This is a genomic window from Bradyrhizobium sp. IC4059 (genome assembly GCF_020193615.1).
Taxonomy (GTDB): domain Bacteria; phylum Pseudomonadota; class Alphaproteobacteria; order Rhizobiales; family Xanthobacteraceae; genus Bradyrhizobium; species Bradyrhizobium yuanmingense.
On record NZ_JADYVH010000002.1, the window covers coordinates 859,320 to 873,221 of the forward strand.

Sequence of the window (13,902 nt, forward strand, 5' to 3'; positions counted from 1 at the left end):
AAACCGCCCGGCCGGGTCTCATGCCCTATAATGCAGGATAGACGCCTCCGAAGCGTGCAGATCATCTTGACCTAGATCAACGTTCGTCCTCGCTCCAAGCCGTCAATTGGCCGAGGCGACGGAGAGGTCGAGAACATGTCCATGCACAAGATGCAAATTCCGGGCGGTCCCATGTCGGGGCTGGTCGCCTCGGCAGTCGAATACCTCGTCGATGCGGGACAGCGCAGTATCCTGTTCCTGGATATCATGCGCCGGCGCGGGGACCAGTACAGGGAGCACCTCGCGCAAACCGCCCCGCATGTTCTGCAATATGCGGCGGAGTTGATCATCGACGGGCGCCAGCTCGCCGAGCCCGTCAATTACGCGCTGGTGCGCATCGTTCCGCCCGCCAACGTCGAGATCGACATGAACCGGCGGCCGTTCGTCGTGGTCGATCCGCGTGCGGGCCACGGCCCCGGCATCGGCGGCTTCAAGGCCGACAGCGAGATCGGGGTGGCGATGAAAGCAGGCCATCCCTGCTACTTCATCGGATTCCTGCCGGACCCGATGCCCGGTCAGACCATCGAGCGCATCGCGCGTGCCGAAGCCATCTTCATCGAAAAGGTCATGAGCCTTCACCCGGATGCCGACGGCAAGCCCTGCGTGATCGGCAATTGTCAGGCCGGATGGGCCGTCATGATCCTGGCCTCGCTACGTCCCGAGCTATTCGGCCCGCTGATCATCGCCGGCGCGCCGCTGGCCTATTGGGCCGGCGTGCATGGAAAATATCCGATGCGCTACTCGGGCGGGCTGTTGGGCGGAAGCTGGTTGACGGCCCTGACCTCCGATCTCGGCGCCGGCAAGTTCGATGGTGCTTGGCTGGTGCAGAACTTCGAGAACCAGAACCCGTCGAATACGCTCTGGACCAAGCAATACAACGTCTATTCCAAGGTCGACACCGAGGCGGATCGTTACCTCGAATTCGAGCGTTGGTGGGGCGGCCACGTCAACCTGAACGCCGAGGAGATCCAATTCATCGTCGATGAGCTGTTCGTCGGCAACAACCTCGCGGCCGGCAACATCGAAATGTCCGATGGCCGGAAGGTCGACCTTCGCAACATCAGATCCCCGATCGTGGTGTTCTGCTCGGAGGGCGACAACATCACGCCGCCGCAGCAGGCGCTGCATTGGATCCTCGATTGCTATGCCGATGTCGATGAGATCAGGGCCTATGGCCAGACCATCGTCTACACCGTGCACCAGAACATCGGCCATCTCGGCATCTTCGTCTCCGGCGGCGTCGCCAAGAAGGAGCACGCGGAATTTTCCAGCAACATCGACCTCATCGACGTTCTGCCGCCCGGCCTCTATGAAGCGACGTTCGAAGCGAAGGATGAGGAAACCGCAAGTTCGGATCTGGTCGTCGGCCAGTGGGTGATGCGCTGCGAGGCGCGGACGCTCGAGGACATCCGCGCCATGGGCGGCAATTCGCCTGAGGACGAGCGACGCTTTGCCACCGCCAAACGAATCTCGGAAATCAACCTGGCGGCCTATCGAAAATTCGTCCAGCCATGGCTCAAGCGCATGGTGACGCCACAGATGGCCGAATGGGCTCACAACATGCATCCGCTGCGGCTGCAATACGAGCTGTTCAGCAGCCAGAATCCTTTCATGGCGACGGTGAAATCATTGGCCGAGAAGGCCGCCGAGAAGCGCAAGCCGGTCGCTGCGGACAATCCGTTCCTGGCGTTCCAGGAGCAGATCTCGAAGCAGGTCGTTCACGCCCTCGACAGCTGGCGCGATTCACAGGAGGCGCTCAGCGAAGCGATGTTCCTCAGCGTCTACGGATCCCCGGCGCTCCAGGCGGCGGTCGGGATCGATCCGACGTCCACGCCGTCGCGTCGGCGTGAGATGTCCGCCGAGCATCGCACCATGCTCGAGAAGCGCATTGCCGAGCTGAAGTCGCGGATCGGTGACGGCGGCCTCCGTGAAGCGGCGTTGCGCGCTTTGCTCTATGTCGGCTCGGCACGGGGGATGGTGGACGAACGCAGCATCGAGGCTCTGCGCCGGGTCCGCCGGGATCATGGCGGCGCACGCATGTCTCTTGCCGAGTTCAAGATGCTGGTACGCGAGCAGTTCTTCATGCTGCTGCTCGACCGGGAAGGGGCGCTCGCTGCAATCCCGAAATTGCTACCTGACGACATGAACGTTCGCCGCGCAGCATTCGAGGCGATCGAGCAGGTGCTGTCGGCCAGTGCGGATGTCACCGGCGAGCGCGCCAACCGGCTGCGGCAGATCGCCGGCCTGTTTGGCCTCGACACCGCGGAAGGTGCCGAAAGGGCGTCGAACGTTGCCCCTTTCGATCCCAAGGCGAAGGCGTCGTAACGCGAGTTGCAAGGATCGGGAGCGACATCATGTCAGCAGATGCGACGGCCACGCAGTCTCCCAGCAAGTATGATCGCCTGATCGCGGCGGCCAGGGCAATCCCGCCGACGCCGACCGTCGTGGTGCATCCCTGCGATGAGACATCCTTGCGCGGCGCCGTCGACAGCGCGTCTGCCGGCATCATCCGGCCGCTCCTGGTCGGACCGGAGCGGAAGATCCGGGATACGGCTGGCACGTTCGGCCTGGACATCTCGGGTTATGAGATCGTGGATGCCGCGCACAGCGACGAAGCCGCGGCGAGGGGTGTCGAATTGATCCATGCCGCGCGCGGCGAACTGCTCATGAAGGGCAGCCTTCACACCGACGAGCTGATGCGAGCCGTCACGGCCAAAGTCGGGGGATTGCGCACCGATCGGCGCATCAGCCACGTTTTCGTCATGGATGTGCCGGCCTACGCCGAGACGATCTTCGTCACTGACGCCGCAATCAACATCTTCCCCGATCTGGACGCCAAGCGGGACATCATTCAGAACGCGATCGATCTCTACAATCAGGCGGGCTTCGGCAAGTCGCCGCGGGTGGCCATCCTTTCCGCGGTCGAAACCGTCACATCGAAGATTCCATCCACGATCGAGGCCGCGGCGCTCTGCAAAATGGCGGATCGCGGCCAGATCACGGGCGGCGTGCTCGACGGGCCGCTGGCGTTCGACAACGCGATCGACCTCGAATCCGCACGGATCAAGGGCATCAAGTCCGAGGTGGCCGGCCGCGCTCAGATCTTGGTCGTGCCCGATCTCGAAGCGGGCAACATGCTGGCCAAGAACCTCGCCTATTTCGCCAAGGCCGACGGCGCCGGCATTGTGCTCGGCGCGCGCGTCCCCGTCGTCCTGACCTCGCGTGCGGACAGCCCAAGAGCGCGGATGGCGTCCTGCGCGGTTGCTGCACTTTATGCTCACGCGCGGCGCCAGAAGGCGCCGACAGTCGCGGCGTGACCGCCATGGACAGCATCCTCGTCGTCAACGCCGGCTCCTCGAGCGTCAAGTTCCAGATCTTTGCGGTCGAGGGTGAGGGCGTTCTGCGCCGCCTGATCAAGGGGCAGGTGGACGGCATCGGCAGCCGTCCGCGCTTGCGGGCGAGCAGGGCAGGCAATGATCCCATGGCCGACCGGGCCTATCCGATCGAGACCATTCCGGACGTGCCGGCGGCGATGCAAGTCGCGGGGGAATGGCTGCGGAACGAGGCGCGCATCCATCCATTGGCGGTCGGGCATCGCGTCGTCCATGGCGGGCCGGATTATGAGCGGCCAATTCTTGTCGATCATGGCGTGGTGGCACGGCTAGAACGCTTCGTCACGTTAGCGCCACTGCATCAGCCGCACAATCTGGCGCCGATCCGCTCGATCCTGGCCAATTTCCCGACGATACCCCAGGTCGCGTGCTTCGACACCGCGTTTCACCGCACGCACGGTCCGCTGGCCGATCATTACGCCATCCCCTACCAGCTTCACGCCGAAGGTGTGCGACGCTACGGCTTTCACGGGCTCTCCTATGAGTACATCTCCAGGACCTTGCCCCAGATTGCGCCAGAGGTCGCAAAGCGCCGGGTGATTGTCGCCCATCTCGGCAGTGGCGCGTCGATGTGCGCGATGAAGAATGGGCTGAGCGTCGAGAGCACGATGGGATTCACCGCGCTCGATGGGCTGCCGATGGGCACGCGCCCGGGCCAGCTCGATCCGGGCGTCGTGCTGTACCTATTGTCCGAGAAGGGGATGACGCCATCGAAGGTGCAGGATTTTCTCTATCGCGATTGCGGTTTGAAGGGGCTTTCCGGGCTCAGCAACGACATGCGCGAGCTGGAGGCGAGCACGGATCCGCAAGCGAAGCTGGCGGTGGACTATTTCGTCTATCGCATCGGCCTCAACGCCGGCATGCTGGCGGCGGCGCTGCAGGGGATCGATGCCTTCGTCTTCACCGCCGGCATCGGCGAGAACTCGAGCGGCATCCGCGCGCGTGTGGCGGAGCAGCTCGGCTGGCTTGGCGTGGCACTCGACCCGGCCGAGAACACGCGCCATTCGCGGCTGATATCGGCAAAGACGAGTCTCGTTCCGGTCTACGTCGTCCCGACGGACGAGGAGCTCATGATTGCGCAGCACACGCTGACGCTATTGATGAACGGCCAATCGCCCAACCCCAGACAAGAGAGGGTGTCATGATTCCAGTATTTCCGGACAGCAAGGTCGCACTAAAGGGGAAGAAGGGCCTCGTCGTCGGCATCGCCAACGACCAATCGATCGCCTGGGGCTGCGCCAGGGCGTTTCGCGCGCTCGGAGCCGATCTCGCCGTCACCTATCTGAACGACCGCGCCAAGAAACACGTCGAGCCGTTGGCGCAGGCCCTGGAAGCGCCGATCTTCCTGCCGCTCGACGTCATGGTCGAAGGCCAGACTGAAGCGGTATTCGAGCGGATCAAGTCGGAGTGGGGGCAGCTCGATTTCCTGCTTCATTCCATCGCCTTTTCGCCGAAGGAAGCATTGCACGGCCGCGTCGTCGACGTCGGCCGCGACGGCTTTCTGAAGACCATGGACGTCTCCTGCTGGTCGTTCCTGCGGATGGCACATTTAGCCGAACCCCTGATGAAGAACGGCGGCACGATGTTCACCATGACCTATTACGGCAGCCAGATGGTGGTGGAGAACTACAACATCATGGGCGTCGCCAAGGCGGCGCTCGAAGCCGCGGTCCGCTATGCCGCTGCCGAGCTCGGTCCGAAGGGCATCCGCGTGCACGCGATCTCGCCAGGGCCGCTCGCCACCCGCGCGGCCTCGGGCATTCCGGAGTTCGACGAGCTAATGGACAAGGCGCAATCCAAGGCGCCCTCGCGCAGCCTCGTCAGCATCGACGATGTCGGCAACGCCACCGCGTTCCTGGCGCTCGACGGCGCTAAGCTGATCACCGGTGGCGTGCTCTATATCGACGGCGGTTATCACATCATCGATTGACCGGCGCAACCGCGCGTGGTCATGCCGGCGGTGCGCCGATGCCGATGCTCTCAAGTAATTCGCGCCAGAGCTTGCGGACTCCGGCGTGACGCTGCGCGAGCGCCGCACTGACCGCGTCGCGATGCGGCGCAAGATCTGTGCTCTTCAGAAACAGAATCTGGGCCTGCAACAGCCGGCCACTCTCGAATTCGATCCGGCGTAGCGCCATAACAAAAGGATCCTGCGCATTGGCCTCGATCGGTAGGAGCGCAGCCGGCCGTATACCGGCATGCACGGCGTGGGCAAGCGCTGCGAGGTGAATCATTTGGGCAAGGCGAGGGTCTGCGATCCCTTCGACCGGTGCAGGCAGCCAGGCGGACTCCCAGGAGGCGAGCATGTAACCCAGGGAAGGATCCACCACCCAGGACGTGGCGCGCAGCAGCAGCGAGACGATCTCGGTCTCGCGATAAAATTGAGCATTCAATTCGGTCTGCCATGCCGCGTCGAGCCTCGCGGGCAGCATGAAAGCGAATTGCCGGGCCAGGGCGCCGTGGGCCGAGATCAGGAATGCTGCGACCTTCGTCTGCTGGTACGGTGGAATGCGGCCGTCCGGCGCGACGGGACCGAGGAAGCCGCTCATGGCAGCGCTCGCTTGACCGGGATGGCACGCAGATGATCGTAGCCGGCAGGAAACGGCGTGAGCTCGCCGCCGGGCTGGTCCGGCGCCACCCAGACCGCTTGATTGCCCTGCCAGCGGCCGGCCAGCACGTCTTCGGCAAAGCGCGCCAGCAGATCGGCGGTCAGTGTCCCTTTCTCCAGCGTGAAGGCGTGATAGGCCCTGGGGATGATCACCAATGAGCTGTTCTGAATCTCGACACGCAATGTTTCGTGGAGACCCCGCGGCGTCAGGAAATCGAACTCGCCGTTGAGAATCATGGTCGGAACGGCGATCGCGGACAGGTGCGGCGTGAGCGGCTGGAAGTCGAGGAAGGATTCCATCAGGTTTTGCAGCGCGTAGACGTCGTTGACCAGCCAACCTTGCCGCTTCACGCTCTCGAGCTTGTCCAGCAGTGGCTTCAGCCATTGGTCCGAGAGGTTCATGGGCAACAGGAGATCCTGGAGGTAACTCGTGCCACCGAGGATCAGGCCGGTCCGCAGCGCATTGCCAAGCAGCAAGAGTTGCGGCGACAGCTCCGCAAAGCAGCTCATCGGCACGAGCCCGGCCAATCGCTTGCCGTGCTCGATCGCATATCGCAGCGCGATCAGGCCGCCAAAGCTGATCCCGCTCAGAAAGATCGGACCGTCCCCGAGTTCGTCGATGAGGAGGCGCAGTGCAGCGACTTGATCGTCCTGGCTGATGAAGAGCCTCGGCTTGTCGGAGGCGCCCTGGCCGAGAAGATCGAAGGTCGCAACGCGAAAGCCTCGCGCCGACAAGGCCTCGCGATAGGCGCTCCACAGCTCGGAATATTGCGTCAGCCCGTTCACGAGAACATAGGCCGGTGCGCCCGCCGGCCCGTCGAGCTCATAGCGGATCCGATATGAGCCGTGGCTGAGGAAGGGCATCGCGAGGGTACCGCCGGTCTTTTGATGCCCGCGATCCTCGATTCCTCCGAGCGGATTCCATTGAGCTAGATCAAACCTTCCCCGGCCGCCCTGCCTAGCGTTTCAGGAAAATCTTCCAGGGAGGATCGCATCATGGCCGGACGAGATGCGTTGAATCGTTGCCTGTTGAGCCTGATCGTGCTGCTGCTCGGAACGGCGATCGCAACCGCACAGCCTTTCACGCGCCGTTCGTCGCAGGTGCAGCATGACGGGCTGAAGAAGACCTACGAGATCGCCAACTTCCGCCTCGGCGGCAAGTACGACCTGACCGACCCTTCCAAATGGGAGAACGGCGGCGAGGGCGGCGTCACGCTGGAATCGCTCGGGGCCGGCAAGCTGCGCACGGCTTACATCGCCGTCGGCAACGCAAGGCGCAACGCGGCGGGCGAGATCACCAATGCCATCGTGATCAACTCCTATTATTCCGGCGATTCCACCGACATGTACGAACAGTGGGTCAAGGGTGCGGCGTTGTCGGGTGGCGTACCCATCATTGGTCCGGGCCGGCCGATCGATACGGATCGTTACTATGTCATCATGGTCGATCCGCTCGGCACTTGGGGCGCGAGCAAGCCATCCGACGGCCTAGGCATCAAGTTTCCGCAATACAGCTACTACGACATGGTGCAGGCGAACTACCGCCTGCTGCGCGACGAGCTGAAGGTCGCGCGCGTCGCGCTGGTGACCGGCGTCTCCATGGGTGGCACGCAGACCTACGTCTGGGGCGTGATGCATCCGGAATATGTCAGCGCCCTGATGCCGATCGGCGGCACCACGCAATCGGATGGCGACGACCCGGTCGGCAACTGGACTTTCCAGATGATGACAGCCGCGATCCAGGGCGATCCGGTCTGGCAGGCGACCGAGGGCGACTATTACAAGCTCCCGAAGGAAAAGCATCCGGTGCCGGGCGTGGCCTTCGGCTGGTCGATCCTCGGCATGACGGGTTATGACTTTTCCTTCCGCACGACCCAGAACTGGGCGGCGGTACAGCCCGAGATTTTCTATTGGGATCCGCCGAACGAGAAGGCCGGCCTCAACGTCATTAATCGCGCCAAGCTCTACGACGCCGTCGATCTCGTCTGGCGCAATCGGGTCGGCGAGACCCATAACGTCAATCCCTATCTCGGTCGCATTCAGGCTCGCACGCTGGTGATGCACATCACCAACGACCTCTGGCTCAACTTCAAGCTGGCGCAGAAGGCTGTCGATCGCGTGCCCGGCGCTGATCTTATCGCACAGGAGAGCCCCGTCGCGCACTACGGCGTGTTCCCGATCATCAACCAGCGCAAGAACGATCCGAAGTTCGTCGCCTTCATGGATGACGTGGCGGCCCTCGATCGCGCCCAGAAATTCGTCGACAAGAATTACCGCGTGCCCGGCGTCGCCCAGACGATTGATCCCAAGAAGTCGTTCTGGAAGGCCTACGTGACCTATCCCTATCCGGTCAAATTCGGCAGTGCCAAGGACAAGAGCGGCAACTCCTGGGAAATCGGCTACATGGACGAGTATGCCGGCACCGACAAGGATCCGAAGGTGCTCGTCATCATCCACGGCAAGGGCGCGTTCGGCGGCCATTACGGCAACATCATGCAGTATGCGCTGCGCAGCGGCCTGCGCGTGATCGTGCCGGACCTACCGCATTACGGCATGTCGGGGCCCGGCAATCTCGACAAGAATCCCGCTCGCACCATGCAGGACATGCGCGAGGTGATCTACGACCTCGTGGTCAACCAGCTCGGAGTCAAGAAGGCGTACTATCTCGGCCACTCGCTCGGCGGCCAGTTCGTCGTGGGCTACGCCCTGACCTGGCCTGATGCGGTGCAGGGCCTCGCCTTGGAGGCGCCGTCCGGCCTCGAGGAATATCCGCGCGAGATCACCATTGCCAAGGACAAGAAGGCGCCTCTGTTCGCCGACGGTCTCGGCCGAGACTTCGACAAGTGGAAGCAGGTCTGGGACCAGACCGGTATTCTCGCTGCGGAAAAGGCGCGGAGCGAGCAGAACGTCCGCGACTTCTTCTACTTCAAGAAACGTGATCCGGACACCGGCGTGGTATCGGCTGCGAAGAGCGGATACTTCTTCAACGACAGCGAATATGCCCGTTTCCATACCGAGCAACGCGCCGGGCTTACCAAGGGCAACCCGAAGGAGCTCGATCAGTGGTGCAACGTCTTCATCTTCGACATCTACACGATCGGTGCTGAGCTCCAGCAGGATGACCCGAAGAACCTCTATGAGCGGGTCACCCAGATCAAAGCGCCGATCTTCCTGGCGTTCGGCGACAAGGAGCCGTTCATTCCGACGCCTGCGTTCAACGGCCTGACGGACCTCGGCCGCGACGTCATCACGCCGTTCATGACGCGTATGACCAATGCCGGCAACCGGCCGATGCTCAAGATCTATCCGGAGACCGGACACTTCATCCACACCGACAATCCAGTGGAATACGCTGCCGATGTCGTGGATTTCGTGACCAACGGGGAGGTGGACACATCATCGCCGCTCGGAACCGATCGCATGATCAAGGGCGCCGTCGTCTCTGCCTTGCCAGTGGCGCCGACACCGCCTGGAGCGGCTCCGACGGCTGGCCTCAACAAGTAGGGCCCGGCGATGCCAAGGGTGCAGGCGGGCGAACTCCGACTCGGCTGGCGGGAGTGGGGAGGAGGCGACGTCACCGTCGTCTTCATCCACGGAAATCTCGCCAGCAAGGACTGGATCGAGCTCGCCGCGCCATTGTTTCCGATCGGGCTCCGTGTGGTTGCAATCGATTGGCGCGGCTGTGGCGACAGCGACCGGCCGAAGCCGTCGGCCGACTATTCCAACTACTCCATGCGGCAGCACGCCGAGGACATGCTGGCGGCGCTCGATACGCTCGGGATCGGCTATTGCCATCTCGCGACACATTCCACCGGCGGCATCATCGCCGCCAGAATGCTGCTCGAGCAGCCGCAGCGCTTCGGCCGTGTGTTCGCGCTCGATCCGATAACGCCGCTCGGCATGGCCTTCGATGCCGATCAGATCGGATTATTCAGGGCCATGATGTCGAGCAAGGAGCTGACGCGGTCCGTGATGGCTACAGCCGCTTCTTCGCTGTTCGTCCCGGAGAGCATGGGGCCGAACATGGTCCCTCGCTTTCGCGAGGGGCTGGGAGAGATCCAGACGCTGTTCGATCGGATCATTGAGCAGACCTTCGGCGTATCGGAGGGGATCTGGATCGGCACGCCGGTGAACCTGACCCGGGAGAAGGAGAGCCGTGAGCTGGAGCGCCGTATGTCCGAGATCCGGCATCCGCACCTCGTGTTGTGGGGCGAGCGGGACGGTTGGATCGCGCCGGCCGATCTCCGTGCCATGGCCGAAGCGATGCCGGATTGCCGGCTGGTCGTCGTGCCAGGCATAGGGCATTCGATGAACCTCGAATCACCGGCACTTTATGCAGGCTATTTCGGTGCCTGGTTCGGAGGACGTGCCGCGTCACCATCCACGGCGCCAAGCTGATCCCGACGGGGCCTCGACGTCGACGGCGGCCACCACATCATCGATTGACGCGCTGAGCAGTCCGGCGACCCACGATCGATGGTGACAATATTGCCAGTGTTTTGCCCGACGGAGCAACCGGTTCCGGGCGAACAGGAAACATCCGTCAAATCAGCCCCATGTCTACTGTGCATGGGGTTGTTTTTCGACTCTTTGATTCAGCGATAGTGAAGCGCGATCAATTCGGCCACGCAGGCCGGTTTCTTGCCGCCCTCGATCTCGATCACGAGGTGGTAGTTGACGCGCAGCCCGTCCGGCGGCACGTCCTCTGCTTCCGCGATCGTGACCCGGCCGCGCAGCTTCGAGCCCGCCGGTACCGGCGCGAGGTATCGGATCCGGTCGGCACCGTAGTTGAGCGTGTTGCGCAGGCCCTTCAGGCCGATGACCGAGCGGATGAACAGCGGGGCAAGGGCAAGCGAGAGCAGGCCATGGGCGATGGTCTTGCCGCCCGGCATCTCCTGCTTGGCGCGCTCCTGGTCGACATGGATCCACTGCTCGTCGCAGGTCGCCTCGGCGAACTGGTTGATGCGGTCCTGCGTGATCTCGATCCAGTCGCTGGCGCCGATCTCGGTGCCGATTGCGGATTTGATCTCGTTGAAGTCGCTGAATATTCGCATGGTTGACCTGTTCAGAGCTTCATTTCCGGAACATTGTCGGGAATGGCGAGCTCGGCCTCCGTCAAGGCCATGACCTCGCCGACGCTGATGCCGGGTGCTGTTTCCAGCAACGTCGCCTTGCCGTCGGGAAAACCGATCACGGCCATGTCGGTCACGACAAGGTTGACGGGGCGTGCCGAGGTCAGCGGCAGCGAGCATTTCACCACGATCTTCGACTTGCCCTTGGCCGCGTGCTGCATGGCGACGATCACGCGCTTGGCGCCGGTGACGAGGTCCATTGCGCCGCCCATGCCCGGGACCATCTTGCCCGGGATCATCCAGTTCGCGAGATGGCCATGCTCATCGACCTGGAGACCGCCGAGTACGGTGACATCGACGTGGCCGCCGCGGATCAGGCCGAACGACATCGCGCTGTCGAAGGTGGAGGCGCCCGGCAGCGCGCTGATCGGGCGTCCGCCGGCATCGGTGAGCGTCGGATGCGCCATCCCCTGCTCGGGAATCGGCCCGGTGCCGATCAATCCGTTCTCGGACTGGAAGAAGACCTTCAGGTCCGACGGCACGTAATTGGCGACCAGGGTCGGAATGCCGATACCGAGATTGACGAGGTTTCCGCTCCTCAGCTCCTTGGCGACACGCCGGGCGATGATGATCTGGGGATCCATGATGTCACCCGTTGGTGATGAGATAGTCGACGAGCGGCGCGGGGGTGACGACGTGATCGGGCGCGATCACGCCGACCGGGACGATATGCTCCGCCGTCACGATGACGGTGTCGGCTGCCATCGCCATGACCGGGTTGAAGTTGCGCGAGGTGAGGGCGTAGGCGAGGTTGCCGAGGTAGTCGGCGAGGAAGGCGTGCACCAATGCGAATTGCGCCCGCAGCGCCGTTTCCAGCAGGAACGGCTTGCCGTCGACTTCGATCTGGCGCTTGCCTTCGGCCACCAGCGTTCCGACCCCGGTCGGCGTCAGCACCCCGCCGAGACCGCACCCGCCGGCGCGGATGCGTTCGACGAAGGTGCCTTGCGGCACGAGGTCGACCGCGATCTGGTTCGCCAGCATCTGCTGCTGCGCCTTCGGATTGAGACCGATATGCGTTGCCGTCAGCTTCGACACCAGTGCCTGATCGAACAGCTTGCCGACGCCCTTGCCGGGCGTGGCCGCGTCATTCGAGATCAAGGTCAGCCCCGTCTTCCTCTGACGCACGACTTCGTCGAGCAGCCGCTCCGGCGTTCCAACTCCCATGAAGCCGCCAACCATGACGCTGGCGCCCGCCGGGATCATCGCAACGGCTTCTTCGACGGAAACAGCCTTCATGATTGAAACTCCCGGTCGCCCGACGATGGGCTGAAGAGCGGTAATGTGTGGATGTTGGCGGGCGGGCGACGGGCTCCCTTGATATGGGTCAAGGGCCTCTGGATCATTGCGCGCCGTCAGCGCGTCCCTCTCCAACGTGAACGCTTGGTAGGCCTTGGGAATGATTTGGGAACCTCGACGCTGAGGCGCGCTAAAAGGCTCAAGAGAAACCGACGCTTCCGTAACAAAACCGGATCCAGTCCGGAGAGCCGAATCTTACTAAATTCAAAAGCTTGCCCTTGCATCCTAATGCTGCGTGCTATGTGCTTTGCCTGAAATCTAGAGCGAAGCACCGGGGTGCAGCACGGAATCGCGCTCGAACACCTGTGCGTCGGCGAGGTCCCGCCATTCGGACGGCGCCAAAACGACTCAATTTACGTCGAGCGTGGATCTGCCGGACACTCGCGGAGCTGATTCCCATGCCAGACAACAAGGTCGACCGTTCTGATTTGGCCCCTTCGATTCTGCCGGCCGGCATCCCCGAGCTCAGCGACGATGAATGCCTCGCTTGTCTCGCGCGCGCAGTCGAGGCGCCGGATTCGGCGCGGCTTGACGAGGTCGCTGGCCTCATTGGCCGCCTGGCAGTCGCCATCGAATAGGGCCGGCCCGGCCCTCCATCAGGAGAGGTTGCGGAGGGCGAAACGCGCATCGCCAACCGCTATGTTGCGTTTTGACCGAGCATGCTCCAAAAGATGCCGCGATTTTTCTCCGCGGCATCGTCCGCATTGCAGGGTCCGCAAATGTCCGGTTTTTCGACCGCGCGCCAAAAAATGGTCGATGGCCAGGTGCGCACCAATGACGTCACCGACCGTCGTGTTCTCGATGCCATGCTCACGGTGCCGCGCGAGGCCTTCGTGCCGGCCGGCCGGCAGGCGCTGGCTTACCTCGATCTCGACCTCGACGTCAGCGAAGGCGCCGCCAAGCGGTTCCTGATCAAGCCGGCGCTGACCGGCAAGCTGCTCCAGGCCGCCGAGATCGGCGCGGATGACAACGTGCTGGTCGTCGGCTGCGCCACCGGCTATCTCGCCGCACTGGCCGCCAAGCTCGCGCGTCAGGTCACGGCGACCGAGTGCGATTCGGCTTTGGCGGCCAAGGCCAGCGACGCCTTCGCCGCCCAGGGGCTTGCCAATGTCGCCTGCAAGGCGGCGGCCTGCACCGAGGGGGACCCTGCTGCTGCCCCCTATGATGTGATTCTCCTCAACGGCGCGGCCGAGGTGATGCCGGAAGCGCTGCTCGGGCAGCTGAAGGAGGGTGGGCGCCTGGTGGGGGTGTCGGCCGAATCGAGGCCGCCGCGCGCCACGATCGTGACCCGTACCCACGGCGAATTCGGTCATCGGACCCTGTTCGACGCCGCCGCCCCGGTGCTTCCCGGGCTGGAACGGGCGGCTGCCTTTGTCTTCTGACGGCCCCAAAGCCGCCCCAAATCCCGTTCTGAATCAGAAGTGTGGCCGGGATG

13 protein-coding genes are annotated in these 13,902 nt (G+C 63.3%); 8 read left to right on the forward strand and 5 right to left on the reverse strand.

Features of this window, described 5'->3' with window-relative positions:
* Positions 1–135: 135 nt before the first annotated feature.
* The 4 genes from I6F12_RS10100 to fabI are packed head-to-tail and all read left to right on the forward strand — an operon-like array spanning position 136 to position 5,361.
* A complete protein-coding gene (locus I6F12_RS10100) occupies positions 136–2,364 on the forward strand; it encodes a DUF3141 domain-containing protein (protein ID WP_225156091.1) in 2,229 nt (742 codons plus the stop codon).
* A 29-nt stretch (positions 2,365–2,393) separates the two neighbouring features.
* Positions 2,394–3,356, forward strand: coding sequence for a phosphate acetyltransferase (locus I6F12_RS10105; RefSeq protein ID WP_036028001.1), 963 nt, complete (start codon positions 2,394–2,396; stop codon positions 3,354–3,356).
* Positions 3,357–3,361: 5 nt separating this feature from the next.
* Positions 3,362–4,576: an acetate/propionate family kinase gene (locus tag I6F12_RS10110; RefSeq protein WP_225156092.1), complete on the forward strand. Its 1,215-nt coding sequence runs from the start codon at positions 3,362–3,364 to the stop codon at positions 4,574–4,576.
* A complete protein-coding gene (gene fabI / locus I6F12_RS10115) occupies positions 4,573–5,361 on the forward strand; it encodes an enoyl-ACP reductase FabI (RefSeq protein ID WP_025035483.1) in 789 nt (262 codons plus the stop codon). Before I6F12_RS10110 ends, fabI begins: the two co-directional genes overlap by 4 nt.
* Before the next feature lie 19 nt (positions 5,362–5,380).
* On the opposite strand, the gene I6F12_RS10120 is transcribed toward fabI, so the two are convergent.
* Together I6F12_RS10120 and I6F12_RS10125 are read right to left on the reverse strand one after the other, a co-directional pair.
* Entirely contained in the window at positions 5,381–5,980 is a 600-nt protein-coding gene (locus tag I6F12_RS10120) for a hypothetical protein (RefSeq protein WP_225156093.1), read from the reverse strand.
* A complete protein-coding gene (locus I6F12_RS10125) occupies positions 5,977–6,903 on the reverse strand; it encodes an alpha/beta hydrolase (protein WP_225156094.1) in 927 nt (308 codons plus the stop codon). The genes I6F12_RS10120 and I6F12_RS10125 overlap by 4 nt, the downstream gene beginning before the upstream one ends.
* Positions 6,904–7,035: 132 nt before the next feature.
* Between I6F12_RS10125 and I6F12_RS10130 the strand changes: the two genes are divergently transcribed.
* Positions 7,036–9,543: an alpha/beta hydrolase gene (locus I6F12_RS10130; protein WP_225112859.1), complete on the forward strand. Its 2,508-nt coding sequence runs from the start codon at positions 7,036–7,038 to the stop codon at positions 9,541–9,543.
* 9 nt (positions 9,544–9,552) lie between these two features.
* Positions 9,553–10,437, forward strand: a complete 885-nt coding sequence (locus tag I6F12_RS10135) for an alpha/beta hydrolase (protein WP_225156095.1) — start codon at positions 9,553–9,555, stop codon at positions 10,435–10,437.
* A gap of 197 nt (positions 10,438–10,634) precedes the next feature.
* Here I6F12_RS10135 and I6F12_RS10140 read toward each other — a convergent pair whose 3' ends face one another.
* Genes I6F12_RS10140 through I6F12_RS10150 form a run of 3 tightly spaced genes read right to left on the reverse strand, consistent with a single transcriptional unit; the run spans position 10,635 to position 12,407 of the window.
* Complete coding sequence (locus I6F12_RS10140; RefSeq protein WP_036028008.1) at positions 10,635–11,093, reverse strand: MaoC family dehydratase; 459 nt, start codon at positions 11,091–11,093, stop codon at positions 10,635–10,637.
* An 11-nt stretch (positions 11,094–11,104) separates the two neighbouring features.
* On the reverse strand, positions 11,105–11,755 hold the full coding sequence (locus tag I6F12_RS10145) for a 3-oxoacid CoA-transferase subunit B (protein WP_225156096.1): 651 nt from the start codon (positions 11,753–11,755) through the stop codon (positions 11,105–11,107).
* Positions 11,756–11,759: 4 nt separating this feature from the next.
* Complete coding sequence (locus I6F12_RS10150; RefSeq protein WP_035999395.1) at positions 11,760–12,407, reverse strand: CoA transferase subunit A; 648 nt, start codon at positions 12,405–12,407, stop codon at positions 11,760–11,762.
* 458 nt (positions 12,408–12,865) lie between these two features.
* Between I6F12_RS10150 and I6F12_RS10155 the strand changes: the two genes are divergently transcribed.
* Together I6F12_RS10155 and I6F12_RS10160 are read left to right on the forward strand one after the other, a co-directional pair.
* Positions 12,866–13,045, forward strand: a complete 180-nt coding sequence (locus I6F12_RS10155; RefSeq protein ID WP_035999393.1) for a hypothetical protein — start codon at positions 12,866–12,868, stop codon at positions 13,043–13,045.
* 141 nt (positions 13,046–13,186) lie between these two features.
* Complete coding sequence (locus I6F12_RS10160; RefSeq protein ID WP_036028010.1) at positions 13,187–13,849, forward strand: protein-L-isoaspartate O-methyltransferase; 663 nt, start codon at positions 13,187–13,189, stop codon at positions 13,847–13,849.
* The last annotated feature ends 53 nt before the right edge of the window (positions 13,850–13,902 follow it).

What these genes read in the sequence shown, in the direction of transcription:
- I6F12_RS10125 (WP_225156094.1), bottom strand. Translation starts at nt 6,903, where the DNA reads ATGCCCTTCCTCAGCCACGGCTCATATCGGATCCGCTATGAGCTCGAC.
- I6F12_RS10140 (WP_036028008.1), bottom strand. Translation starts at nt 11,093, where the DNA reads ATGCGAATATTCAGCGACTTCAACGAGATCAAATCCGCAATCGGCACC.
- I6F12_RS10160 (WP_036028010.1), top strand. Translation starts at nt 13,187, where the DNA reads ATGTCCGGTTTTTCGACCGCGCGCCAAAAAATGGTCGATGGCCAGGTG.
- I6F12_RS10120 (WP_225156093.1), bottom strand. Translation starts at nt 5,980, where the DNA reads ATGAGCGGCTTCCTCGGTCCCGTCGCGCCGGACGGCCGCATTCCACCG.
- I6F12_RS10155 (WP_035999393.1), top strand. Translation starts at nt 12,866, where the DNA reads ATGCCAGACAACAAGGTCGACCGTTCTGATTTGGCCCCTTCGATTCTG.
- fabI (WP_025035483.1), top strand. Translation starts at nt 4,573, where the DNA reads ATGATTCCAGTATTTCCGGACAGCAAGGTCGCACTAAAGGGGAAGAAG.
- I6F12_RS10105 (WP_036028001.1), top strand. Translation starts at nt 2,394, where the DNA reads ATGTCAGCAGATGCGACGGCCACGCAGTCTCCCAGCAAGTATGATCGC.
- I6F12_RS10145 (WP_225156096.1), bottom strand. Translation starts at nt 11,755, where the DNA reads ATGGATCCCCAGATCATCATCGCCCGGCGTGTCGCCAAGGAGCTGAGG.
- I6F12_RS10110 (WP_225156092.1), top strand. Translation starts at nt 3,362, where the DNA reads ATGGACAGCATCCTCGTCGTCAACGCCGGCTCCTCGAGCGTCAAGTTC.
- I6F12_RS10100 (WP_225156091.1), top strand. Translation starts at nt 136, where the DNA reads ATGTCCATGCACAAGATGCAAATTCCGGGCGGTCCCATGTCGGGGCTG.
- I6F12_RS10150 (WP_035999395.1), bottom strand. Translation starts at nt 12,407, where the DNA reads ATGAAGGCTGTTTCCGTCGAAGAAGCCGTTGCGATGATCCCGGCGGGC.
- I6F12_RS10135 (WP_225156095.1), top strand. Translation starts at nt 9,553, where the DNA reads ATGCCAAGGGTGCAGGCGGGCGAACTCCGACTCGGCTGGCGGGAGTGG.
- I6F12_RS10130 (WP_225112859.1), top strand. Translation starts at nt 7,036, where the DNA reads ATGGCCGGACGAGATGCGTTGAATCGTTGCCTGTTGAGCCTGATCGTG.